Source organism: Paenibacillus cookii (assembly GCF_018333375.1).
Classification (GTDB): domain Bacteria; phylum Bacillota; class Bacilli; order Paenibacillales; family Paenibacillaceae; genus Paenibacillus_AQ; species Paenibacillus_AQ cookii.
Genome location: NZ_BORW01000024.1, coordinates 43,992 through 69,848 on the forward strand (window position 1 = coordinate 43,992; position 25,857 = coordinate 69,848).

Genomic DNA, 25,857 nt, shown 5'->3' on the forward strand with positions numbered 1-25,857 from the left:
CGGTCGTCAGAACCTTGGGAACCCGTTCCTTTCATGGAACATGGAATATCATTGCTTTTTCATTGAAAATGATGACAGTAGGGAACGAAGGGACAGGTGCCCTCGCACCCTGACTATTGGCGGTTTGCTTTTTGATTTCCTTAAAGAAAAAGAAGACCGGAATCTTCGCTGACTTTTCATTATTTTCTTCTTTCGGAATCGGAACCGGACGATCGGGCAGGAACTGGGCTGTGCCTTTCAACCTTAAAGGTCCGCTTCTTTGATAAAGACGATTTTCACGCCGATAATCCGGCCTTCGCCATCGGCAGCGGCATACGCTGCATAGCCTCCGTCGCCAAAGCCGGAATGCGAAACCACGCCCCCGTCCAGCACGCCGGCCTCTGTTTCGCTTCCCGTTATATCGCAGCAGGCAAGATACCATTCACTGTCGGTCGTATCCGGCTCCGGCGCTTCCGGATCGGGAATGCGGTACTTGCTTGCGTCGAATATGCCTGCCTGCCCGCTGTCCACGCCGACGATGAAATTGCATTTCACCCATTCCAGCCGATCTTGCTGATCCGTATATGCGCTATGGCAAGCGACCAGCTTGGCGCAGGCTTCACCCCAATCCCTCACCTCGGCTTTGTGGACGAAAGCGTCCCAGGCGCCGTTTAACGGGCGGTCCAACACGCCCATAATGATCGTGTCCGGGTCCAGGTCGTAACACGGATCGGCTACGACCATTTTGCCGGATGTGATTTCAAATTGTCCCAATGGAATCATCATGTTTTGTATCCCCTCTCTGTCCCTATCGATGGCGGTATGCTGGTATGTACCATAAAAACATCGCTGTATTATTGAGATTAGCATTCGAAGGGTACAGATTTCAAACTGTTTAGAACAAGCCGGACCGGTTATAACGATATTTCTTTGTAGTAAATAACGGTGCTGTCCAAGCTTCCATCCGCCGCACGGGCAAAATGCGGAATTCTGCCGGCCTCGATGAATCCGAGCGACCGGTACAACGTATTCGATGGGTCGCCCTCCCTCGTATCCAGAACAAGCAGCGTCCTGTTCTCTTGGCGTGCCGCCTCTTCCGCCGTCTCCATCAGCATCCGGGCGATGCCGCGTCTCCGGGCTTCCGGGGATACCATGAGCTTTGCGACTTCCGCGCGGTGTGCGGCATTGGGTTTCATTGCAAGGTGAAGCTGCACTGTCCCTGCCGCTCGGCCATCCTTCTCCGCAATCCATAAACGGACTCCCGGCGACATCACCTGCTCCCAATACTTCTTCGCCTCCTGCTTTGAAAGCGGCGGCAAAAATCCAATCGATGCCCCGTCCCCGACGACGGCGATGAGGACCTCCGACAGCTGCTCCAACAGATCCGCATCAATCGCCGTGACCTCCAAGATATTCATTCGTTCATTCACCGAGTACCCTCCCCTTCCTGGATGAACCTGATCTAATGACGATGCAAGATAACCGTATGTTTCCTTTGATCATAGCCGATCCGGACGGAAAACGGTAGATCAAAGATAAACTGTCTCTTCCCCACGGACATCTTCCATTTTCTGCTTCCCACCGGGAGATCCTCCTGCTACAATGGGGATGACCATACAACGATGACAATGACGGGGGATCGGCAAAATGCATGTACTGCATGCGGTTACATCAGGATGGAAACTTCTCGGCCGCAATATCCGGCTTTTTTTTCTGGCGAATGTGCTGTACCAAATCGGGACGGGCATGTTCTCGGTGCTTTACAACTTGTATATTCAAGCATTAGGGTATGAAGACACGATGAACGGGACGATCGTCAGCGTGCAGTCCTTGGCGACGGCGCTCGTATTTATACCGATCGGGCTGATCGCCGACAGGGCCAGCCATAAGCTGCTGCTTTCGCTTGGCGCGATGCTTACGGGACTAAGCTTTATGGGAAGGGCTTTTGCGAGCGGGGAATCGGGACTGGTGCTGCTGGCGGTGGCCGCCGGCTTGTTTGCCGCCTTTTTTCAGGTGATCGCCGTCCCTTTCCTCGCGGAAAATACGGATAAACAGCAGCGGCTGAAAATATTCAGCTACCACTTCTCCCTCGTGCTTGCGGCGCAGGTGCTCGGCAGCAGCGGGGGCGGCGTTTTGGCGGATCTGCTGCAGCAGGCGGGAATGGAAAAAATCCATAGTCTGCAAACGGTGCTGTTCATCGGGGGCGCGGCAAGCTTGCTGGCGTTTATTCCGCTTTTGTTCGTCCAAAAAACGGCGAAGGAACACGTGCCGGTCGAAACCGTCGTTCCGGAGGCGACAGCCAAACCAGCGGTTCCGGCCAAGGATGACTGGATAGCCATCTGCAAATTCACGCTCGCCCAATTGATCGTCGGAACGGGCTCCGGGCTTGTCGTGCCTTATTTGAACCTTTATTTTACGAACCGTTTTGCCGTTTCGTTATCGGCCGTCGGGATTTTGATTTCGCTCGGCCAGGTGATGACCATCGTATCGATGCTGATCGGACCCACGCTGGCGAACCGGGTTGGCCCCGTAAAAGCGGTCGTGCTGTTCCAAATGATGTCGTTGCCGTTCCTGCTGCTGACCGGTTTCACGAACCTGTTCGTCATCGCGTCGATCACGTTCCTGTTCCGGCAGGCGCTCATGAATGCGGCCAATCCCATCCAGTCCTCCATCATGGTAGACCGGGTATCGGACGCGCGCCGGGGCATCGCCAATTCCATGACCCAAACCGCTTTTATGCTCGGCTGGGCGACGATGGGACCGGTGCAGTCGTTCCTTCTGACCGCCTACGGAACCTATTGGGGATATGCGATCACCTTCAGCATGACCGGGGTTTTGTACATCACCGCGTCGGCGATGTATTATTTTATGTTCAAAGAAGGAAAAACCGCAGCTTCCGAAGCGGCGGCGATGTAACTTCTATTCATTTCTTCTTATTTACAAAGTCGTTTCTGTCAGGCGGAAGGCGATGCCTTCCGCCATTACTATAGAAAAAAAGAAGAGCTAATGGCAAATTTTTTGACCGTTGGCTCTTCGAATTAAAATTTAGATAGTTTTATAAAACTTCAACCACTGTAGCAGCGGTCAGATCTTCCGTAGATAAGCTTCCATTTTCGGTATCGATACGAATCAACATAACGACCTTTATTTTATAACGGCCTTTGGAAACATGACGGCCCTTTAGATCTTTAAAATCCCATGTTTCTTTGTAACTTAGTACCTCCTCATTCTTTAATTCCCGTTGTATTGATTTCACGGGAAATACTCTATTTGTAGACCACCTGTAAACTTCTTCATTTCCCTCATTCATTATAAATATCTCGTATTTTTGAGATCCATAGTGAATTAGTTGGTCTTTCCCTGATTGTAAGTTTTTTCATGCAATTCACCTCAAGTAACTAACGAGGTAAATATAGGGAATGTTTCAAAAAAACTCCGAGTGCCCTTCAAAAAGCGCCCTCAATTCCTCCACGGTTTGCACATGATACGTCGGCCGAATCGCGGTCAGCTCCTCCTCGCTTCCGTATCCGAAACCCACCGCTACCGAATCGATGCCGTTTTTTTGCGCCCCGATGATGTCATGCTTGCGGTCCCCGATCATGATGGATTCTTCCTTGCGTAAGCTAAACTTCTCGATCACCTTGGCGATGATCTCCGCTTTGTCGGACAACGTTCCATCCAAATGGCTGCCGCAGACGTATTCGAAATAAGCATCGATGCCAAAATGCTTCAGCACCTCCACCGCAAACACGGTAGGCTTCGAAGTGGCCACGAATAACCTCCGGCCCTGTCCCTTTAGCGCTTCAAGCAATTCATGGATGCCGTCGTACAACTCGTTTTCATAGATGCCCCGATCCTGGTAATATTCGCGGTATTTCTCCACCGCCAGCACCGAATCCCGCTCCGAAAAGGAGTGGATCTCCCGAAAGGAACTTGCAAGCGGCGGACCGATATACGGTATGAGCGTATCCGGATCCGCCACCTCAATGCCCCAATGGGTTAATGCGTATTGCACCGACTTCGTGATTCCGGCCTTCGGGTCCGTTAACGTGCCGTCGAGGTCAAACAGGACGTTTGGATATTGCATAGCTTCTCCCCCTTTTAAAATCCCCCGGCACCATCCTGCCGATCAAATGCCGGTTTCTCTTACTATATAAAGATTTTGCAAAAAGGGATAGAGAAGTTTTTAATGCTGCGGAACCATTCCCGTCGCCAAAAAAGTATTCCGGACATAATCCGGGTCCTGAAGGAGCGGTCTGCCCACCGCGATAAAATCGGACAGGTTTTCCGATACGATGAATTCCGCAAGCGACGGGTCATAGATTTTTCCGACGGCGATCACCGGAATGCCCACGTATTGTTTTATAATGGAAGCATACGGGACCTGGTATCCATCGGGCGTTGCGAGCGGATTGACCGGCAGCAGACCGCCGGAGGACACGTCCACCGCATCGATGTAGGCTTCCAGCCCTTTGAGGATCTTCCCGACTTCGGCGGGAGTCAATCCTCCTTCGGCAAAATCGGATGCGGATACCCGGACGATCACGGGATAGTCTCTTCCCGTCTCCGAACGCACGGCTTCCAGGATTTCTTGCAAGAAACGGCTGCGGTTTTCGAGCGATCCGCCGTATTCGTCGGTCCGCCGGTTGGACAGCGGGGACAGGAACTGATGCACCAAATGCCCGTGGGCCGCATGCACCTCGATGCCGTCGAATCCCGCCTGCAGGCTTCTTCGGGCTGCGAGGCGGAAATTCTCCACTTCTGCGCGGATGTCCGCGACGCTCATCTGCTCCGGAACGCCGTATTCATCGTCATAAGCGATGGCACTTGGGGCCAGCAGCCGCGATGCGCCGTTTCGCCAAGATTTTCTGCCGCCATGCGTCAATTGAATGAATACCGGCGTATCCTTGGCGTGAACGGCATCGACGACCGGTTTCAAAAATGCGGTATGGGCGTCTGTAAAAATGCCGATGTCATTGTGAAAAAGCCGCCCATTCGGGGAAACGCCGGTCGATTCGATGATCAACAGCCCTGCCCCGGATGCCAATTTCGCGTAATGCTGCACGTGGTAATCGGTCGCAAACGATTCGGGCGTCCCCTGCCACTGCTGCATCGGGGATACGATCAGGCGATTTTTCAAAGTCAATTTTCCTATATTTTTTTCGCTTAAAATGGTTGTGTTCATCCGCTAAACCCTCCTGAATGTTGAACTTGTGTACTGCTTCTTTTTTAATTACAGTTTATCGGGCGGAGGGCTGGCGTGCCATGCCAATAACAAGTTTTCCTTCCCGTTTTACTATGGATTTGAAGGACTATTTCCCCTTATACTTAAAAAATGAAAGCAGCCGTTGCATGGCGGTGCGATGCCGATAATCGCGCATGCCTTGAAGGCGCCAGGAATAAATCCTATTTCGTAAGATCATATGCTACATGCCGCCAAAGGAGGATGCCCCTAATGGATCAAACCGACTTGAAAATATTGAATATACTGCAGGACAACGCCCGGATTACCATTTCCGAATTGGGCCGGATGATCAACATGACCGGGCCGGCGGTCACGGAACGGGTACGGAGGCTGGAGGAAAAAGGAGTGATCCGTTCGTATCGGGCCATGCTTTCTCCCGAAAAACTCGGAAAAGCCATTACCGCGTTTGTGGCCATCCAGGCGAACCGCTGCGACCTGTTCACCGATTTTTGCCGGCGGTCGCCGGACGTCGCGGAAATTCATCAGATCAGCGGCCAATTCAACTTCCTCATCAAGGTCGTCACCGAATCGATGCAGTCGCTTGACCGATTCCGGAAGGAATGCAGCGAATACGGATTTACGCAGACGATGACCGTGCTCTCGACCCCGTTCGATCCCAAAGGCGTGCCTCTTGACGTTTAAAAGGCTGGCCGCCCGGATGTTTCGTAGGGTGGAACGTTCGTTTCCACCCGCCCCAACACCGGCAATGCAACGCTGACGGCCCTCGTATCTCATGTTATCCGCCCGCAACGGAGGTCGACACCGCATCTGAAGCATGATTCGCCTTCCATCCCGAAGCCAGCAGCAGTGCCAAAAATCCCCCGGCGATGCCGCACAACACGAAGACGTTCGAAGAGGCCGCGCCCAACGCGCCAAAGTACATCGCTTCCCGCAGTCCTTCTGCCCCAAACCGAAGCGGCGTCCACGAATAAATCCATTCACGCGTCGCCTGTGACAGAAACTCCGGGACGGCGTTCAGCAGCGGCACGGAGAAAAACATCAGCAGGACGAGCAGCGGCATCGCAGGGAATCCGATCCAATTCAGCAAGGAAGATTGCAGCAAAAAAAACGCCGATCCGGCCAACCATAGGAACAACCAAATTTCACCCGCGTTCACCAGCTCCATGCCGTACCACGACGAAGCCATCCATAGGGTGAAACCCGACGTTATGCCGGCGATCACAAGTCCCGCGATCGCTTGCAGCGCGCTGACCGTCCATCTTCCGGAACCCGCCGCGACCGCTTTCCGGCTGGCCAGGAACATGACGACTCCGGTCACCAGGCTGCCGATCCACATGATCTGAATCAATAACCCCGGCGCGTTCCCCGACGCATGGTTCGCCCCCGGCGGATGCACGACTTCCTCCTGAACGCTCACCGGCGCTATAAAAGCTGCGGCCGTCTCCACCGGAATTTGTACCGTTTGCTGCCCGATCTGACCAAGCAGCTGCTGCGCCAGCTTCCCGCTGATCATCTCCATCGCTTGCCCCAAAACCTGTCTTACGACCGTCGAGGCTTGAGCGTTCATCCCCTCGTTGACGATGATCTTCACCTTAGGGTGAATCGGCGAGGGAGTGGCTAACGAGAGCATTCCGCTGCTCAGATCCGCCGGAAGCACCAATGCTCCGTAATATTTGCGTTTATCCAGTCCTTCCCGGGCTTTTTCCTCGGAATCCACGACATGCCAGGCGAAAGGCAGCGCCTGGTTCGACAACATTTGTTCCCGAATCGTTTCCCCGACCGCCAACGTTCCTCCATTCGGCAGCTCCGCAGGCCGGTCAAGCACAACAAGGGCCACCGGAAGCTCCTTGGGCTTCGATCCAAGCACCGATCCCATCATCGCCGCCCCGAATACGACCAACGCGACCAGGACGATCGCCACTCCCAGCCACGTCATTTTTTGTTTCAGCATGTTCATGATCCTTTACTCCTCGTCTCTATACAATGAACAAAAATAGCGCTGCTGCGGCAACGCGGCCGTACCCATTGGGCACCCCCATGTATTTGTGATTCGAAAGACATCGCCCTGTAGAAAACGGCGATGTCTTTTTTGGTATTCAGCTGCGCCAACCTTAAAATCTGCTGTTCGAGTTTTTGCGTTTTTCCGGCGGCAGAATCGCCTCGACGACGTCCCAATGCTCGGCAATCTTATCATTCTCTACGCGGAACAAATCGTAAAAAGCCGTAGGTCGGCCGTCGAAGAGCCCTTCACTCACGGTAAGAACAAAATCGCCTTGTCCGATCACCTGATGAAGATGAGTGTATTCGAATGTAACATTTTTTTCCGCCAGTGCCTGCAATGCGGCATGAAGACCCGAAAGCCCGTCCGCAATATGCGGTCTATGCTGAATGTATCGATCCCCGTCAAAGTATGAGGCAAGCAGGTCAGGGTTCTTCCCGAACAAAATGTTCTCGACATAGCTTTTGACAAGCGTTTTGTTCGCGTCCGTCTTGTCGATATCCTGAATCGTGACCGGTCCGTCAATCATCGTATGGTTGCTTGGGGTCTTCTCCGCCATCGCTTGCAAATTGTCCCAATGTTCGACGATCAGTCCATTTTCAAAACGGAAAATATCAATAGCGATTTTGGGGCCGAAAAAATCGTATACGGAATGAAGCACCACATAATCACCGTCGACAAAAGCGCGTTTAATGCTTACCTTAGTTCCAGCTTCCTTCAAATGCGCAAGTGCGCCAAGCATAGCTTCACGGCCATCGAGTAAAGCCTGGTTGTGCTGAATGTATTTTTCCGGATGAACGTAGGCCTTTATCGCTTCGGGATTGCCGCTCTCCAAACTTTCCAGCACGGCGACGGCCTTATTAACAAGCTCATTTTGATGGTTAAACGTCATATGAATACCCTCCTGATTGAATTGATAGACACCAAGATAAATAATGAACTTCATGTTGTTTATTTATCTGTTGCTCATTATAATGAAGGTGAATATGACGCTCAATATTCAATATTTTTAGTTTTGAAGGATAACATACAAATTCTCATCGCTATGTCGCTTAACGATCGAAATTTTATTTAGGGGAACGAAAACCATGGACAAAAAAACCGATTTAAGAGTGCTGCGCACGAAACAATCGATTCGAAAAGCGTTTTTTGAACTGATTCAGGAAAAAGGATATGAAGCGATCACGATCCAGGATATTGCCGATCGGGCCATGATCAATCGGAATACGTTTTATCTTCACTACCAAAATAAACCTGATTTATTGGATATTTGTATGGAGGAGCTGCTAAGCGAATTAAAGAAAGCCATCGTCCTATGTCCGATCCACATGAATCCTTTCAGCATTTCCAGGCTCGAAACCGTGATGCAAGCGATATTGGATCATATTTCAGGCAATATCTCTTTTTATTACGCCATGCTGATTGATGAGAATAGAATCTACCCGTTTCGAGCGAAAATGGAGAAGATCATGAAAGACAAATTAAATGAGGGATGGAATCCTGCGCAGGGAGATCCCCCTTTGGCGATATCCAAGGATTTGCTGCTCGAGTATCTCGTGTCGTCTTTCATGGGAGTTATCGTTTGGTGGATTAAAAACGAGATGCCTCTGCCTGCGGGTGAAGTTGCATCTCAATTCAGCAACATCGTCGCCTACGGGCACTGGAAAGCTGCCGGTATCGCCATAGAGGAATAAAATTAGCACAGGCTTTAATATCATGTTGCAATGCAGCGACGGGCGGGAGGACAAGCCATGAACAAACAAGAACAGATCATCATGGAATTCAGGGACTTATTTAACAAGATGGGGTGGCTTAATAAAAATAAGATGGAACACCGTCTTAAGGGTTATAAACCTTCTGAAGTACATTGCATCGAATCCATTGGAAAAAATACGGAACCCAACGTGACCAAACTTGCCCAGTCTCTTTATATGACTAGAGGCGCCATAAGTAAATTAACGAAGAAACTCATGGAAAAAGGCCTCATCGACAGCTACCAAAAGCCGGATAACAAGAAAGAAATCTACTTCAAGCTTACGGAGCAAGGCAAAGTCATTTATAACATCCATGAGGAACTGCACAAAGAATTTCAAGAGCGGGATCAAGCCGTATTTGAGCAGATCACCGAGGAACAATTTGACGGCATGCTTCACTTCATTGAAGCGTATAGCAGGCATTTGGATGCAGAAATAAAGAAACAGGGAATAGACATTCATTAAGCCGGAGCGCTTTTGAACCATGAAAATGAAACCGCAGGCAGCCGGGCTCTCTTGAGCATGGGTTGCTTTTTTGCACCCTTGTTTTTGTTGACACGGAAACAAATTTGCGATATTGTTGACGAGGAAACAAACAATGCCAGTAACAACATCGGAGAGGAGAAATAACAATGGCAAAAGACAAAGCAAAGGAACCCGGATTAACCCGGGGAAGCCTCTTGGCTGCCTGGGCGATTGCACTTGGAGCCATTGCCCCCATGCTGGACTCAACGATGGTGAACATCGCCATCGATACATTATCGAAGGATTTCCACACGACATTGGATACCATCCAATGGGCCATTACAGGTTATGTGTTAGCCCTTGCGATTGCGGTTCCCGTATCCGGCTGGCTGATGAACAGATTTAACGGAAAGAAAATCTTTATCGGAGCGGTCATTGCCTTCGGTCTCATTTCCGTTTTGGCAGGCATTAGCCGGGATATTTCCAGCTTCATCTTCTTTCGTTTGCTTCAGGGATTCAGTGCGGGGATCATTACCACGCTCATGTCAACCCTATTGGTTCAAACGGCTGGTCCGGAAAATGTAGGGAAAGTGATGGCCATCGTCAGCACGCCTATGATTCTCGGACCGATCTTAGGGCCGGTCATCGGGGGATTCATCGTTCAAGGCGCATCATGGCACTGGATATTCTTCATCAACGTGTTTATTGTTCTGATTGCTGCACCCCTGATGATCAAAAAAATCCCGGACTTTGAACCGTTCGACAAAGACAGTACGCTCGATGTTTTTGGAATTATTGATTTGTCCTTTATGAGCGCTGCCTTGATATACGGCATTACGAAAGCAGCGGACCATGCGTCCTTTAACAATCGCGAAACCATCCTATGGGTGGGCATTGGTCTGGCTTTAGCCGTCATTTACTTCGTATATAACCGGATCCGGAAGAATCAAACCGTGCTTCCAATGAATTTATTTGCACGCAAGAGCTTCGCGGCTTCGAGTATCGGTTTGTTCTTGGCGAATATATCCGTCATGGGCCCGATGCTGATCCTGCCGCTATACTTCCAAAACTTCCGTCATTTCACGGGATCGAAGCAGCGCTTGCGTTAATTCCCCAAGGCGTCGGGATGCTCGTTACCCGGCCGATGATCGGAAAAATGATTGATAAGATCGGTGCGAAATACGTGGTCATGGTCAGCCTCGTTCTTTCGCTGATCGGATCGATTCCGCTAATCTTTGTTACCGATCAAACAAGCATGATCTGGATTTCCATCGTATTGTTCATCCGGGGGACCAGTTTCGGAGGAATCATGCTTCCGCTCACGAGTGACGCTTATACAGGACTTGACGGCAAACTGCTTCCGAAAGCAGGCGTCGGCATAAATATGATTGAAAACCTTGGCTCCAGCTTTGGCTCGGCTGTGATGGCAACCGTCGTCGCAACGGCCCAGCAAGGGATGCAGCCGTCGATTGCCAACGGATTAAAAGGTTATCATGCCGGATTCTTGGTATCCGTCGTTGTCCTTGCGGCAATCTTCATTCCGGGTCTATTCCTCACCCATAAAAAGAAGGCGAAGAGCTTTGGTTCGTCTGTATAACCCGGAGACGGTCGAAATCCGGAGTTACTAAAAAAGCGCTGCCGGCGAAATGACCGCCGACAGCGCTTGGAACATCCGTTTCGGATTATACCTCATCCCATATCCGTCTTAAATTTTCAAGGCCCAGCCTCGTGCCTTCGCGGCACTCCTCCATGCCTTCGAATTCCAGCGTGACGAATCCGTCGTAGCCGGACGCCTTGATCATCCGCAGCACCCGCCTCACGTCGATGTCTCCTTGCCCGAAGATCGATCCCCGCAGGTAGTTTCCATGGGACGTCCGGAACCAGGCTCCGCCCCCCGGGTTCTGATCCGCCGGACGGATGTAGAAATCCTTGACGTGAATCAGCGAAGCAAACGGCAGGTTCCGCTTCACGCCGACGAGCGGCTGCTCATCGACGCAGAGAAAATTGCCGATGTCGAGCGTCGTTTTGAAGTTCGGACGGTCCACGGCCCGAAGCACCCGCTGCACCCGGTCGCTGGCCTGCACGCTGACGCCGTGGTTTTCGATCGTGGTCGTGATGCCGTATTGCGCCGCATAATCCGCGATGCGCCGGCAGCCCTCCACGATTTGCGCCAGATTGTCCTCCAGGTAGTCGATGCCCCATTTTTCGGGCGGGAGCGTAAAAGCCGTCACGTCGTGGCGCATATGCTTCATCCCTAGGCGATGGACCGCATCCACATGCCGCTTGACCCTTTCCATTTCGGCTTCGAACGCTTCCTGTGTTTCCTGCACGAAATTCGCGGGCATCGAATAGTTGGACAATGCGATGCCTTTTGCGGCTGCCCGCTCGCGGACGGCATCCGCGAGTTCCGGCTGGTCCTCCAGGGTGAAGCCGTAAGGAACGATCTCCATATGCTCGCCGCCCTGCTCCGCGATCCAGTCGATGACGTCCAAGACCGTCATCTCCCCCGCTTTGATCGCTTGGAGCAGACTATAGGTGCTGACTCCAGGTTTCATTCCGTTCATCCTCCCTTTCGGTATCGATATCAACAGCTCATTTGGACGATCAAACGCTTACAATTCCTCCGTCAGTTCAAGCTCAATGACCGTATCCAGTTCATCCGGCAAGTCTCCTCCGGGGATGTGAATGAAAGCGCCGCTTTCCGTATCCGAATATTGGTCCGCCATCCAAGGCGTATGCACATGGAGTTCGCTGCCGTCCGCAAGCAGGCGGGCTTTTTTGATTTTGCCCTTCAGCCCCTGGAAGTAAATCGGCCCGATGCCCCGGTCGAAGACGTGCGCGTACAGCTTGTTGCCGCGCTGGGTGTAGCGGCCCCACTCCGGCTTCGGCAGCTTGGCGATGCCGCAGCCGTAAATGCTGTCGCCGTTGCGGCGCAGCCACTCGCCGACCGTCTCCAAAATTTCAAGCGATTCCTTCGGAATTTCCCCCTTTGCGTCTGGACCGACGTTCAGAAGCAGATTGCCGTTTTTGCTGACGCATTCGACGAGCGCGCGGATCACCTGGCGCGGGGATTTGTAATTCCGGTCGGTCGCGTGGTATCCCCAGTGGTCGTTCAGCGTAATGCACGCTTCCCATGGAATCGGCTCGCCCGCCGAATTGACGATGCCCTGGGGCGGAATGATCTGCTCCGGCGAGAAGAAATCCCCGGCGTACACTTCAGGCTCCGCCGCCATGATGTTGCCGCCGAGCCGGTTATCGATCACGATATCCGGCTGCAGGGAACGGATCATTTGGATGAGTTCGGTCGCGCGCCACTTTTCGCCCGTCATATCGTCATAGGAAAAATCGAACCACATGATATCGATTTTGCCGTAGTTGGTCAGCAGCTCCCGGACCTGGCCGTGCATATAGTCGAGGTAACGGTCAAAATCGATCTTTTTGTCCTTGTAAGCCTCGTTGTCGCGCATCGGGTGCTGACGGTCGCCATAAGCCGGATAATCGTCATGATACCAGTCGATCAAGGAATAATAGAAACCGACCTTCAGCCCCTCCTCGCGGAAAGCGTCCACGTATTCGCGAACGAGGTCGCGCCCCGCCGGCGTATTCGTCGCCTTGTAATCGGTCAGCTGGCTGTCGAACAAGCAAAAACCGTCGTGATGTTTCGTCGTAAGCACCGCATATCGCTGTCCGGCGGCTTTGGCCGCTTTGGCCCAGCTCTTCGGATCGTAAAGCACCGGATTAAATTCTTCGAAATAAGGCTGGTATTGTTCGTTGGTGATCCGCTCCTGGCTTCGCACCCATTCCCCCCGGGCTGGAATCGCATACAATCCCCAGTGGATAAAAAGGCCGAAACGGTCGTTCATCAGCGGCAGCGTTCGTTCGAAACGCGGATTCATGTCGTATTACCTCCGTTTGCTAGGTTTATTATTTGTTCTTTTCGTCGTAAGCCGTCTGGTAAATCTCCAGATATCGCTTCAGGTTCATCGCGTCGAGCTGGCTGACGTAGCTGTCCCAATCCGCATCCAGGCTGGCGTCGCCAATGACGAAGCGGGCGATCATTTCATCCACGTAGTCATTGATCGTTTTCGCCAGGTCGGCGATTTCGGACGCCTGCTCGTTCGTCAGGAACAGCGGCGGCACCGTGCTGACATCCTTCGGTTTATACGGCTCATATTTATTCTTCGTCTCGTTGTACAGAATTACCTCTAAATCGTCGTCACCTTTTGCGACGGCAGACAATCTGAAATCGTTCGTACGCAGCGCCGGGCCGGTTTGCGCCCAGTTGACGTTTTGTACCGTGCCGTAGGATTTAAGCTCCGACCACACCGCAGGTTTGCCGTTGATGCCGATTTCGCCTTCCTTGGCGTCGCGCCATTCTTGATCCGGACGGCCGTACACGCTCCGCAGCGTCATTTCTTTTTCGTACAGCCCGTCGGCCCAGCGGAGCGCCAGCTCCGGATTTTTGGCTTTTTTCGTGATGATGAAGGCGCCCGGCGTCAAAGCCGTCGTGTCGACGGCGGCATACTGCACGCCTCCCGGTCCTTTTAACGGCGGAACCGCTTTGTATTCCTTCCAGCGTCCGCTGTCTCCCATGAGCTGCGTGAATACGCCTTCATGTCCGCCCGTGGATGCCCCCAAGATGACGGTACCCGGATTTTCCCCTTGCTGAATCAGCTGGTTTTCGTCCTGGGTGAACGATTCCGGCGCAATCAGGCCTTCCTTGTAGAGTTTGTTCAGGTACCGCAAGCCCTCGCGCCATTCCGGCTTATTGAAGGCCACGTCCAGTTTGCCGTCCTTAATGAACATATGCTTGCTGCTTGATCCGTACACCGGATTGTAGATAAAAGAGTTCATCAGAAACGCGTCGATGGTCGAACGCCATGATTTTTGCGTGATGGACAGCGGGATTTCGTCCTTTTTCCCGTTGCCGTTCGGGTCGTTTTCCTTAAAAGCCTTCAGCACGTTGTAGAGGTCGTCGGTCGTTTTCGGCATCTCGAGCCCCAATTTCTTGAGCCACGGCTCATAGATCCACATTTTTTGGCTCATCGAGCAGTGGTAGCAATCGTTGACCTCGGGAAGCGCATAAATGTTGCCGTCGATCGCCGTGACCGTTTCTTTGATTTCCGGGTTGTCCGCGAACATTTTTTTCGTCTGGGTGCCCTGCTTTTCGATCAAATCGTTCAAAGGAAGGAACGCCCCTTGGGAGCCGTAAATCATCTGCTGGGTCGGCGAGACGTTCAGGCCCATGATGACGTCGGGATAATCTTCGCTCGCCAGCACGAGATTCAGCTTTTCCTGCATGCTTTGTTCCGGAACGACCTCCCATTCGATATGGACGTTCGTTTTTTCCTCATACCATTTGGTGAACTCGTTCGTTTCGAAATTTTCCACCAGCGGGTTGCCGCGGACCATGATTTTCAGCGTTGTTTTTTCTTTAACGAGCGGATAAGTCCCCGGCGGCGTCAGCTCCACAGTGCCCGCAGCGGGCGGGTTGCTTCCTATCGTATCCGCGCCCTCCTCTTTCGCGCCCCCGGAGCAGCCTGCGAGCAGCATGCCGGCGGCCATGACGATCCCCGCGATTTTATTCAGCTTTTTATACATAACGCCCCTCCATCGATTTCAATTTTGGCTTCCGTCTTATCCTTTTAATGAACCGATCATGACGCCTTTCACGAAAAACTTCTGCACGAACGGGTACACCACCAGAAGCGGCACCGATGTGACGACGATCAGCGAATATTTGAGCAGCTCCCGCAGTCCCTGCCGCGCAGCGGCCGTTTTGGCGTCCCCGAGCATATCGATATTGATCTCGTTTTGGACGAGAATGTCCCGAAGGATCAATTGCAGCGGATATAGCTCCGCCCTTTTGAGAAAGATCATCGCGTTAAAATACTGGTTCCAATGCCCCACGGCATAAAACAAAGCGATGACCGCCAGAATCGGCCCCGAAAGCGGTAGCACGATCCGGAGCAAAAAACGAAAGTCAGAACAGCCGTCCAGCTGGGAGGCCTCCAGCAATTCGCCGGGGATCGTCGTTTGGAAATAGGTGCGCATGATGATGACGTTCCAGACGGACAGCGCCCCCGGGATCAGCATGGACCACACGGTGTCGATCATGCCCAAATCTTTGACGAGCAGGTACGTCGGGATCAGCCCCCCGCTGAACATCATCGTAAACACGAACAGCAGCATGAACATGTTCCGCCCGCGAAAATCGCCCCTGGACAGCGGATACGCCGCCAAAACTGTAAACAGCAAATTGATGCCCGTTCCCGCCACCGTATAAAAAATCGTGTTCATGAAGCCGCGCACGACCATCGTGTTTTTGAACACGGCCCGGTAGCCATCCAGCGTCGGTTCGACCGGCCATAACCATACCCGTCCCGACAACACGGCGCTGCTCGAGCTGAATGAAGCGCTTACAACATACGCAAGCGGGTACAGCACGATCAGCATGACAAGCGTCAACACGCAAAAATTCACGATCGTAAACAGACGGTCAGCGCCGGCTTCCTTTATTTTCATTGCATGCATAGTTCCGCCGCCTTTCTACCATAAGCTTTCCTGCTTCAATTGCTTCGCCGTCTGATTGACGATGATCAGCAGGATGAATCCGATCACCGCTTTGAACAGGCCGATGGCCGTCGCATAAGAGAAATTCATCGCCTGCGAGACAAGCCCGACCTTATAGACGTATGTGTCGATCACTTCCGAGGTGCGCAGATTGAGCGGGTTTTGCATCAGCAAAATTTTCTCGAAGCCGGTCTCCAGCATTTGCCCCGTGTTCAAGATGAGCAAAATGACGGCGATCGGAAGAATGCCGGGCAAATCGATATGACGCATCCGCTGAACCTTGGTCGCTCCGTCCATGACGGCCGCTTCATGCAGCGCCGGGTCGATGCCGGACAGCGCCGCCAAATAAATGATGCAGGCAAACCCCGTGTTTTGCCATACATGCGACCAGACGTAAATCGATTTGAACCACGACGCCTGCGCCATAAAATGGTACGGACCAAGCCCGAACCAACCGAGCAGCGTATTGACGAGCCCCGTCCGCGGATCGAGGAACTGCAGCAGAAGGCCCACCAGCACGACCAGCGAGATAAAATACGGCGCGTACGTGATCATTTGGACCGACTTTTTGAAGCGTTCGTTTTTGACGTAATTGAGACCGAGCGCCAGGATGATCGGGAACGGAAAACTTGCGACCAGCGCGTAAAAGCTGACCACGAGCGTGTTCCGCAGCAGCCTCCAAAATTCATGCGAGTGGAAAAAACGCTCGAACTGCGCGAATCCGACCCACGGGCTGCCGGTGATGCCTTTCGTCACGTTAAAATCCTTAAACGCGATTTGCGCTCCGTACATAGGCACGTATTTAAATACGATGATGTAAATCAGCGGCAAGGCAAACAAAGCGTACAGCTGCCATTTGCGCGTGATGTCTTTCCAAAGATTCAGCTTGGTCACCCCCCTTTGGTTTGGATGGAAAAATCCGGCCGGTGATCACAGCTTGCTTGAAAGCGCTTCATTGCGTAAATCTGCATGTTTTGGCGGTTATGCCGGGCTTTAGAAAAGGCATTATTCCGTTTTCCCGGCGGTATTCGTTTTTTAAGAAAAGGCTGCGTGCGGCCGCCGTATAGGCCCTTACGCTTCACGAGGCCGGGAAATTTTGCGGTATTCGGTGGCGCTTACGCCGTTGGCCCGTTTGAACGCCCTGCTGAACGAGTTCAGCGACAAATACCCGGTCCGGACCGCAATTTCGCTGACGGGAAGGGCGCTGCCGACGAGCAGCCGTTTGGCCTCTTCCATGCGGACATGCTCCAAATAATCGGAAAAGTTCATTCCGGTCTGCTCTTTGAAAAAATAAGACACGTACGCTTCCGAATTCCGGGCTTCCCTCGCGAGTACCGCAAGGCTTAAATCCGGATCCGGGAAATGGCTGTCGATATATTCCATCAGCTTGGCCGCCAGCGTATCGTTATGGCTCCGTTTTTGTTCCTCATGCTTGCGGCACAGCTGCATCAGGGCTTGAAAAAGCTTTTGGACGGCTTCGTCAGGCGACCATGCGGGATCGGAAACTTCCAGCACCACCTTCATCTCGTCGGTCAACGCATCCCGGTTTGCGAAGGAAGGCTCGCAGCATTTCATCAGCGTTCCGCTCAGCTCCTGGGCCAGCAGCTTGTGGGCGACGACGGGCAGCGGACCGCTGCCTTCGTTTTTCTCCCGGATTTCCCCGATCAGCCGGGCCGTCTCCGGCTCGTTGCCCGACCGCACCAGCTGGATCAACCGCTGTTCCACGTCGGAAGGGTAAAAATAAACGGGCGGCGGCACTTCCGCTTCCTCATAAAACAAAATCGGCTGCCGATCGCTCCAGGCCGCGTTCACTAGAAGAAACTCCGCTTCGCCGAGGGAACGATAAACTTCGGTCAATCTCGTCTGGCACGTGCCCACGGCAATCCAAAGCCCGGAATGGCTGGTTTGCTTCACATGATCATGCAATTGCGCCACCAGCCGTTGGACCCCTTGCATAAAATCGTCCGGCGTTTCGCCTTCCCCGTGAACGAGCAAAACCAGTTTGTTTTCGCCCAAATCATGCGCCTGAGCCGAGATCTGCACCCCCGGCCCGATCGGTGGGATGGCGTCCCGGATGTTCAGTTTCACAATGTCCAGCTCCGTCAGCATCTCCTCGTTGTACGGAGCATGGTAGCCCCGAATTTGGATGGCGGACACGGCGAAATATCCGCTCCTCAGCTCCATCCGGGCATGCTCCATGGCGGCTTCGACCTCGCCCACGGACGTATACCCGCCCTGAAGCAGACGATCAAAAAACACGCTGCGAAGCAAAGGGACTTGCGCCTCGAGCCTGCTGCTCAGCTCGCCATGGCTTTCGACCAGCGCGGAAACGGAGCTGCGGATGTCGTCCATCAGGTTGCCGAACGGGCGGTTTTTGCGGCCCCCGGGTTTCAGCGGCAGCAGCTGCAGCAGTTTAAACACGGGCCTGCTGCTCCGGTAGGCCAGCAAAGCCGCAACGGCGAGCCCTGCGCCCAACGCCAGCATAAATACGGTTAACGTCAGCTCTTTGATGTAATTGGCCTTGGCAAGCACGACCGTCTCCGGTTGGGCGGATACGTAGGTCCACCCGTTGTACTGGGAAGTCGTTTGCGTGATCAGCATCTTTTTCCCGTTCCAATCAAATAAGGAAAAACCTTCTTTAACAGGAAGCGCTTTCATGTTTGCGGTCGACGGATCCATGCCCACGTAACTGATCAGGTTGCCGTTTTGGTCCGCAACATAAGCAAACCCTCCCTGCTCGGCATCGATATGCCGCAGCATCTCTTGAATTTGCTTGTTGTCGATCAGCACGGCAATGACGCCTCCGCCGTCTTTCGTGCCGAAGGACTGCATATAGCTCACGACCGAATACGGTTTTCCTTCATACCAAACCTGCCTGCCAGGCTTATAGGTTTTGTAATAATACCGCCCGAAAAGCTCGTCGCGCCACTCCTCGTAGGATTTGCCGTCATAACGCAGCTGCAGGCCGTAGAACTGCTTGGCGTCGTACACCTTGCGGGGCGAAATGAACATGCCGCTGTTTTTGTACGCGATAAAATAATCGATGATAAAATGGTTGGTTATCCGGTAATCGAACAAGCTTTTTTCCAGGTCCCAGAGCCGGAAAGGATTCGTTTGCTCGAACGGGGCTTTGACGAACTGAAAGGACTGGATTTTGGACTCGCTGGCCATCTGCTGCGCAATCGTCTCCACTTCGGCAAAACGGCCGTCAAGCGCCTCGCGGATTTGGCCGAGCGCCGCCGCATTGCTTTTCATCGTTTCGGATTCCACGAGCGACGACGTTTTATGGTAGGCGAACCACCCCGCAAGCAGAGACCCGAGCAATATAAGCACATATGGAACAAAAAATCGAAGGATCAACGTCGCGCGTTCACTGGAAGCATTCACAGGCATATCCCACCTTTGGATCTGTTTTACGGATCATGCCGGCCGCAAGCAGCGGCCGTTTACCTTAACGATTATAGAATGCGGCAGATCATTTGAAAACGCATTCATCAAAAAAAGAAGCCGGCCGGACTGTAAGTTTTCCGGCACGGCTTCTCCCTATGCGGGTTCGAACCCTTGTTGAACAAGGAACAGCCCCAGCTTTTCCTCGTCCCAATCATGCATGTCAAGCAGGCGCTGATACGGATCTCCTTCGAGGCCCAGCAGCCTCGCAAAGGCGGGTTCGGTTTTGACGCCGCTGCTTTTTAATTTTCTGACGTTGTCGCGAAATACGGGTCCTAGCCGCTTCAATATCCGGTCTTCGACGACCATATGTTTATAGGCGTTCTGCTGCGTCACCTGCCGGTTTTGGGCAAATATCTCGACGGGCCACGGACCGAACCGGAAGTTGCACACGATGACCCTGTCGCCATGCATGCGTTCCCGGCTTAACGCAAAACGCTCCAGCGCGCCGTATGCCGGGATCAAAACCTGCTCCAGCGCCTCCGGTTCCCGCATCTCGCAAATGATATCCAAATCGCTGTCTTCGACATCGATATCGATCGGAACGGTTCCGGCGAGGACCGGGCTGAATGCCGCCAATGTTCTGAAAATGCCCAGCCGGTCGAGCGCCGCAAAGGCCTCCCGCTGCTTCGCGTTTCCTGTTTTCAAGTATGAAATGTCCATAAAAGGTTGACTATTCCGGGTATCGATCGCGATCCTTCCTTTCCGCCTTCCGTTGCCGGTCCCGATCCAGCGCTTCCTGCACGTAATCCCGCTTCAAGACGTTCATCCAAGTCCTCCTTCGATCCGGGCGTGCGGATCAGTCCGGCCAACATCTCGTCACGGCTTGGAGCGCCCGGTCTTCAAACACCAGTTTATAGACGTCCGGCATCGAAATCGATCTCCAAAATGCATAACCGAATTTCGGGTCAAAAAAGTTCAAGATCAGCGTCATGATGTCCCCGTGCGTGCCTAACGCCAATTTCTTGCCGGGATGCCGCCGAAGAAGCTGCATAAAGGCTTCCGTACCTCTGCGCTGCGCTTCTTCGCTCGATTCCCCTCCCGGAAACGCATGCCGGAAGTCATTGTACAACCGCTTTTTAAAATCGGCAAACTGTTCGCTGGGGATTTGCACATGATCCGCCGCAAGCGTACGTTCTCTCAGCTCGTCGATGATCGCGATTTCTTTTCCGGCCGCCCGTGCAGCAGGCTCCAAGGTTTGGACCGCCCGCTGATACGGACTCGAAAAAAACGCGTCGATCCCTTCCGGCAGCAGCAGATCTTTTACCTTTACCGCATCCTGCCTGCCTTTTTCCGATATTCCCCTGGCCTTTTCCTGGCCCGGTATATACTGCGATTCCGCATGCCTGACCATAAAGATGACCGTCTGAATGGGTGCCACCCCCTATGAATTTTACCGTTTGGCCGCAACAAACACTTGAATCGGACCGTCCCAGCCCTCTTCCCTGATCTCCTCAAACTGCCCGTCTGTGTACTGTTCGATGACTTTGCGCCAGAACCGCTGCGCAGGTACGTTCGTTTCCATTTCGGCAACCTTCCATTTCCCGGGCAATCGATCGAACAATTCAAATGCCGCCTGCTGCCCCGCGCCCGAGCGGCGATATTTTTTCAAAATAAAAAATTCGGCCATTTCGTAAACGGGAAACTCATTCTGCATATCCAGCCGACGAACCAAAGCAAATCCCGCCAGTTTCCCGCCAACGCGGAACAAAAAAGGATGCCTTCCTTCCTCGGTCCAATAATGATCCAGATACATGTACTCATACAGGCCGTTTTCGTTCAGGTCGTCCTCCGGATCGAACTCGCTGAAATCATACTTGTACAGCTCCAGCAGGTTTCGGAGCGTCGATTTATCGGCATACGCCGCTTCATGAACCGTTATCATCTGATCCATATGCCTACTTTCTTGTATAGTTTGCGTACCAAGCGGGAACCGTCGTTTCAAAATAACGATGATCCTCCAAAACCCGATCGATCCTCGCCAGCATATCGCCGAGCCCCTCCGGGTAGACCTTCAGCGTCCATGCCACCGAACCTGCCAGATTCATCGCCAAATAAAAGGAGTACAGCCGCCAAAATTCGGCGTCCGGCTCCCGGCCCTGGTGATATCCGTGGATTTGCCCGACGGCAAAGGCAGCGCTGATGTCCGCGGAGAAAAAACCGATTTTCAAAAAATCATGGATCGGATCTCCCCAATCGCAGCGGTTAAAATCAATCACGCCCGATAAATGCCCGTCCTTGACGACCAGGTTTGCCAGATGGAAGTCGTCGTGCTGGAACCGGTTCGGACGGTCTTTCATGGCATCCAGATGTTCTTCGACAAACGCCAGCAGCCGTTCATCCCCCCGAAATCGCATGCCGCTGTTCAGATACTGCTCTTTATTCCGCCCATGTTTCTTCGTTTGCCGTTCATGCCAAGGCCCAACCGTGTCCGGCGCCTCATATCGATGGATTTTGAGCAGTTCGGCTCCCGCCTCCAAACCGATCGTATATTGGATTTCGTCCGGAAAGGCTTGAATTGCTTCCGCTGCCTCTTCGCCCTCGATATACGTTAGTATCATGTATCCCTGCTGCGCTTCTTCCCAGCGCCCCAGTTCCAAAGGCCTTGAACAGAGCACGTTTTCCTGCTTCATTCGCTCCAGCGCCCTGAACTCCATTTCCTTGCGCGGATATCGGTCCAGTTCAAAAACCCGCAGCAGAAAAGTTTCGTCCCCCTTCGTGACGGCATATTTCCGATCTTCGGAAAAGCCTTTGGCAATGAGTTTCGGCTCGCCGCCTGCAAGCAGCGGAATCCGTTCGATTCGCGCCCGCAATTCTGTCGCCTCGTCTGCCAAGTTATCCCCCTCCTTAACGGCACCGGTTGATGCCCCTCGAAATGCCGCTAGCGGTTCATTCCGTTTTGCGAACCCCCGTTGTCCTGCTTCATTCGACGATGGCCCTTAGAATCCTCTCTTAACCTATGACAAAACTTAACCTCGATAAATTCTACAATTCTTAGCAATTTTTGAATCTTCCATTGAAGACCGTTCCGGATCATGCTTATAATATGGTTACAATCCGACAAAAAACTGGAAAAAAAGAGAGGAGATTTGTAGTGCTACGTGATCATGTCCAAAATGATGATCTCATCTTTCGGCACGCTGCTCTTGGAATGGCTCTCATATCGCTTCACGGAACCTTCATCATGGTCAATCCCGCGTTATGCGATCTATTGGGACATCCGCAGCACGACATCGATTCCACCGCTCCCCTGGACCATACCTACAAAGATCTTTTGGCTGACATCCGACGCTTCGGCGAATCGCTTGCAAACGAACGGAACATTTCAGGCCGGTTCGAGCGCCCGCTCGACCAAGTCTCCGGCCGACGGTTAACGGTCACCATCCATGTCTCGCTCATCCGCGACAAAGATGCGCTTCCGCTCCACTATTTGGTCCAGTTTGAAAACCGAACCCCGCTGCTTGAAATCGAAGAGAAACTGAAATCCACGGAATTCGCGCTGACGGATATCCACAATTCTTACCACGAACTGCTGGAAAAAATGCCGCTTGCCGTTTTGATCACCAAAAAAGGGATCATTCAATACGCCAATCCCGCTGCCCTCCGGCTGGTGCACGCCCAAGACCGAAGCGAAGCGCTCGGCTTATCGACCAACATGGTCGTCGATGCGACCTATCACACGGCGCTTGAAGAACGGCGGAAGATCTATGATGTAAAAAAAGCGCTAAACCCCATTGTTTATCTCATCAATTGCATGGATGGGCGTCAAAAATACGTGGAAGGGTTCACGCTTATCATCAATTATGAAGGGGAACATGCCGCCGTCAACGTATTTAAGGACATCACGGATCAAAAACAGCGGGAAGAATATATGATGCAGTCCGAAAAACTGACGATGGCCGGGCAGTTGGCTGCGGGCATCGCCCATGAAATCCGGAACCCGCTGACGTCGATCAACGGCTTCATGAAGCTGATCCGATCCTCCAAGCGCAGCCCCGAAACGTATTATGAGATTATCGAGTCGGAACTGAAGCGGATCGAACTGATCGTCAACGAGCTGCTCGTTTTATCCAAACCTCAAGGGAAACATGTCAGCAAGCCGATCAACGTTCTGCCGATGTTGGAGCAAGTGATTACGTTAATGAATGTTCAGGCGGCGTTAAAAAACATCGAAATCACGCTTGAACGCGCCGATGTACCGCAGTGGATCGTCGGGGAGACCAATCAGCTCAAACAGGTGTTCATCAATTTGCTCAAAAACGGCATGGATGCCATGGACTCCAGCGGAACCATTCTCGTGTCCGTCGATTCCACGGAGCAAGAGGTGTGGATCCGCGTCCAGGATGAGGGCAGCGGCATGACGCCGGAGCAGGTTCAGAAGCTTGGGCAGCCTTTTTTTACCACGAAGGACACGGGAACGGGACTCGGTTTTATGATTACGCAAAACATTATACATAACCACGGCGGCTCCATTCAGATCGAAAGCGAACCCGGACAAGGGACGGCCTTTACGGTGAAGCTGCCAAAAACGATGAAACCGGAACATACATAGCTTGCAATACGATCAGGATAAGCAGTCCTTGCTGAAATAAGGACTGCTTATTCGTTATATCGAAAGTCAGGCACGAAGCTTATTTTGCCGGCGGATCAGCCGGGTACCCAAGCACCTTCCCTTGGATCGAACCGATCGGCAAAGGGCCGAAATGCCGGCTGTCGAAGCTTCGGAACCAATCGTCGCCAATCACGAATACATGCCCATCCGGAACGCGCAAGGCGTCCAGCTGATTCGACGCCAGATCCTTGATCGCATGTTCGAGATTTTGCCTCATTGGATCATCCGGATTTTGTTCCAGCGCCTTTTTCAACCCTTCAATATCGGAGCCCAGCCGGTGGGCTCTTCCGTAAAAGGACTCGAGACTGCGCTGGTCGATGTATATTTGCCCCGATTTGATTTCGACCGTTTCTCCCGGCAGGGCCACGATTCGCGAAATGCTCCATGTTTCAAGCGTAACCCGCGGGTATTTGGCATGATCGAAGTCCGGGGGTTGAAAGTATACGATCTCTCCCCTTTTGTAAGGATGCTGCTCGTAATAATTGGGATCGATGACGGTCCGCGCCTCGAAATCATGATGGCCGCGGTCCATGTTATCATAACGATGGTGATAGATGATATATCCGTCCTTCATCTCTGCCGCGGGAATATCGGGAACGGCGGCTTCGTCCTTGAGGGGCGGGCCTTCCTCGTCTTGGCATCCTGCGAGCAGCAGGATGAACAGCGCGGCATATCGTACCGCTTTTTTCATGGGTCACCTCGCCCGTAAGTTCGGATCAAACGCAGTTTGACGCCCGCTTGGATTTACGGCCCCGTTCCGGCCGATGAAACTCTCCAGCCCAACGCGGATTTTTTGACGTATACGAAAGGCCTGGATGACGCATCCACGAGGTAAAGATCGCCGTATCGGGGATCGTTTTTGATGTTTCCCTCTTGGATCGGCTCCAAACAGGCCATCATGGGATGAAACGATAACAGCAAATGCTTGCGGACGGCGAGTTCGGGCGAAGGGGACGGGAAAAAGACAATGTAGAGCACGGCAACCGCGATGATCGCGATCCACCATTTCTTTTTCTTCATGATGGGGTGGGCCTCCTTTTTTAGGGGTGTACGGGCATTGTTTATCGCTTTCCGCTCCCGCTTGTATCGCAATTCGCATAATCTTCGATTCACGAATAGGAAAGGCACTTCTTCCTGTTCAATAAAAACGCCGCAAGCTCTGCCGGGGTCGGTGACCCGTTCGATGTCCGGCTCGATCGGCACGGATTCGTGTCGCACCAGTTCCCCGTTGCGATACTCGCAGATATGCTCGTAGCAGCGGTCATCGTACAAGATTTTTTCGATGCTTTCCGGTATATTGCAGGCGACGCCGCGGTTTTCCGGACGCAATATCCATGCAAATATTGTAAGCGATCATAAAAACGCCTCGGGGTATATGAGCTCTCCCTGGATCCGGCCGAGCGCGCCGTCCTGCAGCTCACAAACCATAAAGACATCATCGGGAACGTCAAATTGCTTTAATTCGAGACCGAAGGGGCGAGCCGGCTTAAAGCCGAATTTCGGATAATACGCCGGATGGCCGATTAACAGCACGAGCTCATAGCCCATCTGCCGGCAGCGTTCCACACCTTCCTGGATCAAAAGCCCGCCGATTCCTTGTTTCTGATGTTTCGGGTCGACGGCGAGCGGAGCCAGCGCAATCACGCCGGTCTGTTGGTCCCCGTTGACAACCTTTGCCTTGCTTAATAAAATATGGCCGACGATCTCACCGTTTTGCTCGGCATCCGCCCGCGTTTCCGTTCGAACAGTTACGGTTGGCATCCCTATGTTTCTCCTTCTCTTTTTGCGCGCTATCATTTCAGAAAATAAAACGGCCCGGCCT

At 52.7% G+C, this 25,857-nt stretch carries 25 protein-coding genes and 2 pseudogenes; 6 read left to right on the forward strand and 21 right to left on the reverse strand.

Annotated features, from left to right (window positions below; translation table 11 throughout):
- Window positions 1–31: 31 nt before the first annotated feature.
- The 3 genes from KI367_RS18805 to KI367_RS18815 form a co-directional block, all read right to left on the reverse strand.
- A complete protein-coding gene (locus tag KI367_RS18805; protein ID WP_212951568.1) occupies window positions 32–241 on the reverse strand; it encodes a hypothetical protein in 210 nt (69 codons plus the stop codon).
- Window positions 242–243: 2 nt separating this feature from the next.
- The gene (locus KI367_RS18810; RefSeq protein WP_212951569.1) at window positions 244–765 is read right to left on the reverse strand and encodes a DUF4241 domain-containing protein; all 522 of its coding nucleotides are present in this window, start codon (window positions 763–765) and stop codon (window positions 244–246) included.
- 128 nt (window positions 766–893) lie between these two features.
- On the reverse strand, window positions 894–1,397 hold the full coding sequence (locus tag KI367_RS18815) for a GNAT family N-acetyltransferase (RefSeq protein ID WP_212951634.1): 504 nt from the start codon (window positions 1,395–1,397) through the stop codon (window positions 894–896).
- 229 nt (window positions 1,398–1,626) lie between these two features.
- Here KI367_RS18815 and KI367_RS18820 point away from each other — a divergent pair, with 229 nt between their 5' ends.
- Entirely contained in the window at window positions 1,627–2,895 is a 1,269-nt protein-coding gene (locus tag KI367_RS18820) for an MFS transporter (protein ID WP_212951571.1), read from the forward strand.
- Between the two features lie 139 nt (window positions 2,896–3,034).
- Here the strand turns inward: KI367_RS18820 and KI367_RS18825 are convergent.
- The 3 genes and pseudogenes from KI367_RS18825 to KI367_RS18835 all read right to left on the reverse strand — a co-directional run.
- A pseudogene (locus KI367_RS18825) lies at window positions 3,035–3,340 on the reverse strand (BsuPI-related putative proteinase inhibitor); the annotation flags it as partial.
- A 63-nt stretch (window positions 3,341–3,403) separates the two neighbouring features.
- A complete protein-coding gene (locus KI367_RS18830; protein WP_212951573.1) occupies window positions 3,404–4,066 on the reverse strand; it encodes an HAD family hydrolase in 663 nt (220 codons plus the stop codon).
- Between the two features lie 99 nt (window positions 4,067–4,165).
- On the reverse strand, window positions 4,166–5,164 hold the full coding sequence (locus KI367_RS18835; RefSeq protein WP_212951580.1) for an oxidoreductase: 999 nt from the start codon (window positions 5,162–5,164) through the stop codon (window positions 4,166–4,168).
- Window positions 5,165–5,434: 270 nt separating this feature from the next.
- Between KI367_RS18835 and KI367_RS18840 the strand changes: the two genes are divergently transcribed.
- Window positions 5,435–5,866, forward strand: coding sequence for an Lrp/AsnC family transcriptional regulator (locus tag KI367_RS18840; protein ID WP_212951586.1), 432 nt, complete (start codon window positions 5,435–5,437; stop codon window positions 5,864–5,866).
- Window positions 5,867–5,960: 94 nt separating this feature from the next.
- On the opposite strand, the gene KI367_RS18845 is transcribed toward KI367_RS18840, so the two are convergent.
- Together KI367_RS18845 and KI367_RS18850 are read right to left on the reverse strand one after the other, a co-directional pair.
- Entirely contained in the window at window positions 5,961–7,142 is a 1,182-nt protein-coding gene (locus KI367_RS18845) for a YhgE/Pip domain-containing protein (protein ID WP_212951588.1), read from the reverse strand.
- Between the two features lie 154 nt (window positions 7,143–7,296).
- The gene (locus KI367_RS18850; RefSeq protein WP_246537096.1) at window positions 7,297–8,130 is read right to left on the reverse strand and encodes a nuclear transport factor 2 family protein; all 834 of its coding nucleotides are present in this window, start codon (window positions 8,128–8,130) and stop codon (window positions 7,297–7,299) included.
- A 142-nt stretch (window positions 8,131–8,272) separates the two neighbouring features.
- Here KI367_RS18850 and KI367_RS18855 point away from each other — a divergent pair, with 142 nt between their 5' ends.
- The 3 genes and pseudogenes from KI367_RS18855 to KI367_RS18865 all read left to right on the forward strand — a co-directional run bounded on the left by KI367_RS18855 (window position 8,273) and on the right by KI367_RS18865 (window position 11,000).
- Window positions 8,273–8,878 (forward strand): TetR/AcrR family transcriptional regulator, encoded by a 606-nt coding sequence (locus KI367_RS18855; RefSeq protein ID WP_036713651.1) that lies wholly within the window; start codon window positions 8,273–8,275, stop codon window positions 8,876–8,878.
- A gap of 57 nt (window positions 8,879–8,935) precedes the next feature.
- Entirely contained in the window at window positions 8,936–9,403 is a 468-nt protein-coding gene (locus KI367_RS18860) for a MarR family transcriptional regulator (protein WP_212951590.1), read from the forward strand.
- A 167-nt stretch (window positions 9,404–9,570) separates the two neighbouring features.
- Window positions 9,571–11,000 (forward strand): annotated as a pseudogene (locus tag KI367_RS18865) (MDR family MFS transporter).
- 85 nt (window positions 11,001–11,085) lie between these two features.
- Here KI367_RS18865 and KI367_RS18870 read toward each other — a convergent pair.
- From KI367_RS18870 to KI367_RS18915, 10 genes are all read right to left on the reverse strand, one after another.
- Complete coding sequence (locus KI367_RS18870; RefSeq protein WP_212951591.1) at window positions 11,086–11,958, reverse strand: sugar phosphate isomerase/epimerase family protein; 873 nt, start codon at window positions 11,956–11,958, stop codon at window positions 11,086–11,088.
- A gap of 57 nt (window positions 11,959–12,015) precedes the next feature.
- Window positions 12,016–13,299 carry an alpha-L-fucosidase gene (locus KI367_RS18875; RefSeq protein ID WP_212951593.1) on the reverse strand — a complete coding sequence of 428 codons (1,284 nt, stop codon included), beginning with the start codon at window positions 13,297–13,299 and terminating at the stop codon, window positions 12,016–12,018.
- Window positions 13,300–13,327: 28 nt separating this feature from the next.
- Window positions 13,328–15,004 (reverse strand): ABC transporter substrate-binding protein, encoded by a 1,677-nt coding sequence (locus tag KI367_RS18880; protein WP_212951595.1) that lies wholly within the window; start codon window positions 15,002–15,004, stop codon window positions 13,328–13,330.
- A 36-nt stretch (window positions 15,005–15,040) separates the two neighbouring features.
- Complete coding sequence (locus KI367_RS18885) at window positions 15,041–15,937, reverse strand: carbohydrate ABC transporter permease (protein ID WP_212951596.1); 897 nt, start codon at window positions 15,935–15,937, stop codon at window positions 15,041–15,043.
- A 15-nt stretch (window positions 15,938–15,952) separates the two neighbouring features.
- On the reverse strand, window positions 15,953–16,825 hold the full coding sequence (locus KI367_RS18890) for an ABC transporter permease (RefSeq protein ID WP_036713692.1): 873 nt from the start codon (window positions 16,823–16,825) through the stop codon (window positions 15,953–15,955).
- Window positions 16,826–17,047: 222 nt separating this feature from the next.
- Complete coding sequence (locus KI367_RS18895; protein WP_212951598.1) at window positions 17,048–19,369, reverse strand: AraC family transcriptional regulator; 2,322 nt, start codon at window positions 19,367–19,369, stop codon at window positions 17,048–17,050.
- A gap of 150 nt (window positions 19,370–19,519) precedes the next feature.
- Entirely contained in the window at window positions 19,520–20,071 is a 552-nt protein-coding gene (locus KI367_RS18900; protein WP_197070035.1) for a DUF4269 domain-containing protein, read from the reverse strand.
- Between the two features lie 151 nt (window positions 20,072–20,222).
- Window positions 20,223–20,804: a histidine phosphatase family protein gene (locus KI367_RS18905; RefSeq protein WP_246537099.1), complete on the reverse strand. Its 582-nt coding sequence runs from the start codon at window positions 20,802–20,804 to the stop codon at window positions 20,223–20,225.
- Between the two features lie 12 nt (window positions 20,805–20,816).
- A complete protein-coding gene (locus KI367_RS18910) occupies window positions 20,817–21,317 on the reverse strand; it encodes a GNAT family N-acetyltransferase (RefSeq protein WP_036713631.1) in 501 nt (166 codons plus the stop codon).
- A gap of 4 nt (window positions 21,318–21,321) precedes the next feature.
- Window positions 21,322–22,257 (reverse strand): aminoglycoside phosphotransferase family protein, encoded by a 936-nt coding sequence (locus tag KI367_RS18915; protein ID WP_246537100.1) that lies wholly within the window; start codon window positions 22,255–22,257, stop codon window positions 21,322–21,324.
- A gap of 260 nt (window positions 22,258–22,517) precedes the next feature.
- On the opposite strand from KI367_RS18915, the gene KI367_RS18920 reads away from it, so the two are divergent.
- Window positions 22,518–23,975, forward strand: a complete 1,458-nt coding sequence (locus KI367_RS18920; protein ID WP_246537102.1) for an ATP-binding protein — start codon at window positions 22,518–22,520, stop codon at window positions 23,973–23,975.
- 79 nt (window positions 23,976–24,054) lie between these two features.
- Here the strand turns inward: KI367_RS18920 and lepB are convergent, their stop codons facing one another.
- The 3 genes from lepB to KI367_RS18935 form a co-directional block, all read right to left on the reverse strand.
- Window positions 24,055–24,726: a signal peptidase I gene (gene lepB, locus KI367_RS18925; protein ID WP_212951601.1), complete on the reverse strand. Its 672-nt coding sequence runs from the start codon at window positions 24,724–24,726 to the stop codon at window positions 24,055–24,057.
- A 53-nt stretch (window positions 24,727–24,779) separates the two neighbouring features.
- Window positions 24,780–25,055 carry a YjcN family protein gene (locus tag KI367_RS18930; protein ID WP_212951603.1) on the reverse strand — a complete coding sequence of 92 codons (276 nt, stop codon included), beginning with the start codon at window positions 25,053–25,055 and terminating at the stop codon, window positions 24,780–24,782.
- A 333-nt stretch (window positions 25,056–25,388) separates the two neighbouring features.
- Entirely contained in the window at window positions 25,389–25,796 is a 408-nt protein-coding gene (locus KI367_RS18935; protein WP_246537104.1) for a GNAT family N-acetyltransferase, read from the reverse strand.
- Window positions 25,797–25,857 lie beyond the last annotated feature (61 nt).

Bases quoted from the DNA above. Each gene is read 5' to 3' on its own strand.
- KI367_RS18810 (WP_212951569.1), bottom strand. From the start codon at position 765: ATGATGATTCCATTGGGACAATTTGAAATCACATCCGGCAAAATGGTC.
- KI367_RS18815 (WP_212951634.1), bottom strand. From the start codon at position 1,397: ATGAATATCTTGGAGGTCACGGCGATTGATGCGGATCTGTTGGAGCAG.
- KI367_RS18820 (WP_212951571.1), top strand. From the start codon at position 1,627: ATGCATGTACTGCATGCGGTTACATCAGGATGGAAACTTCTCGGCCGC.
- KI367_RS18830 (WP_212951573.1), bottom strand. From the start codon at position 4,066: ATGCAATATCCAAACGTCCTGTTTGACCTCGACGGCACGTTAACGGAC.
- KI367_RS18835 (WP_212951580.1), bottom strand. From the start codon at position 5,164: ATGAACACAACCATTTTAAGCGAAAAAAATATAGGAAAATTGACTTTG.
- KI367_RS18840 (WP_212951586.1), top strand. From the start codon at position 5,435: ATGGATCAAACCGACTTGAAAATATTGAATATACTGCAGGACAACGCC.
- KI367_RS18845 (WP_212951588.1), bottom strand. From the start codon at position 7,142: ATGAACATGCTGAAACAAAAAATGACGTGGCTGGGAGTGGCGATCGTC.
- KI367_RS18850 (WP_246537096.1), bottom strand. From the start codon at position 8,130: ATGAAGTTCATTATTTATCTTGGTGTCTATCAATTCAATCAGGAGGGT.
- KI367_RS18855 (WP_036713651.1), top strand. From the start codon at position 8,273: ATGGACAAAAAAACCGATTTAAGAGTGCTGCGCACGAAACAATCGATT.
- KI367_RS18860 (WP_212951590.1), top strand. From the start codon at position 8,936: ATGAACAAACAAGAACAGATCATCATGGAATTCAGGGACTTATTTAAC.
- KI367_RS18870 (WP_212951591.1), bottom strand. From the start codon at position 11,958: ATGAAACCTGGAGTCAGCACCTATAGTCTGCTCCAAGCGATCAAAGCG.
- KI367_RS18875 (WP_212951593.1), bottom strand. From the start codon at position 13,299: ATGAATCCGCGTTTCGAACGAACGCTGCCGCTGATGAACGACCGTTTC.
- KI367_RS18880 (WP_212951595.1), bottom strand. From the start codon at position 15,004: ATGTATAAAAAGCTGAATAAAATCGCGGGGATCGTCATGGCCGCCGGC.
- KI367_RS18885 (WP_212951596.1), bottom strand. From the start codon at position 15,937: ATGCATGCAATGAAAATAAAGGAAGCCGGCGCTGACCGTCTGTTTACG.
- KI367_RS18895 (WP_212951598.1), bottom strand. From the start codon at position 19,369: ATGCCTGTGAATGCTTCCAGTGAACGCGCGACGTTGATCCTTCGATTT.
- KI367_RS18910 (WP_036713631.1), bottom strand. From the start codon at position 21,317: ATGGATCAGATGATAACGGTTCATGAAGCGGCGTATGCCGATAAATCG.
- lepB (WP_212951601.1), bottom strand. From the start codon at position 24,726: ATGAAAAAAGCGGTACGATATGCCGCGCTGTTCATCCTGCTGCTCGCA.
- KI367_RS18930 (WP_212951603.1), bottom strand. From the start codon at position 25,055: ATGAAGAAAAAGAAATGGTGGATCGCGATCATCGCGGTTGCCGTGCTC.
- KI367_RS18935 (WP_246537104.1), bottom strand. From the start codon at position 25,796: ATGCCAACCGTAACTGTTCGAACGGAAACGCGGGCGGATGCCGAGCAA.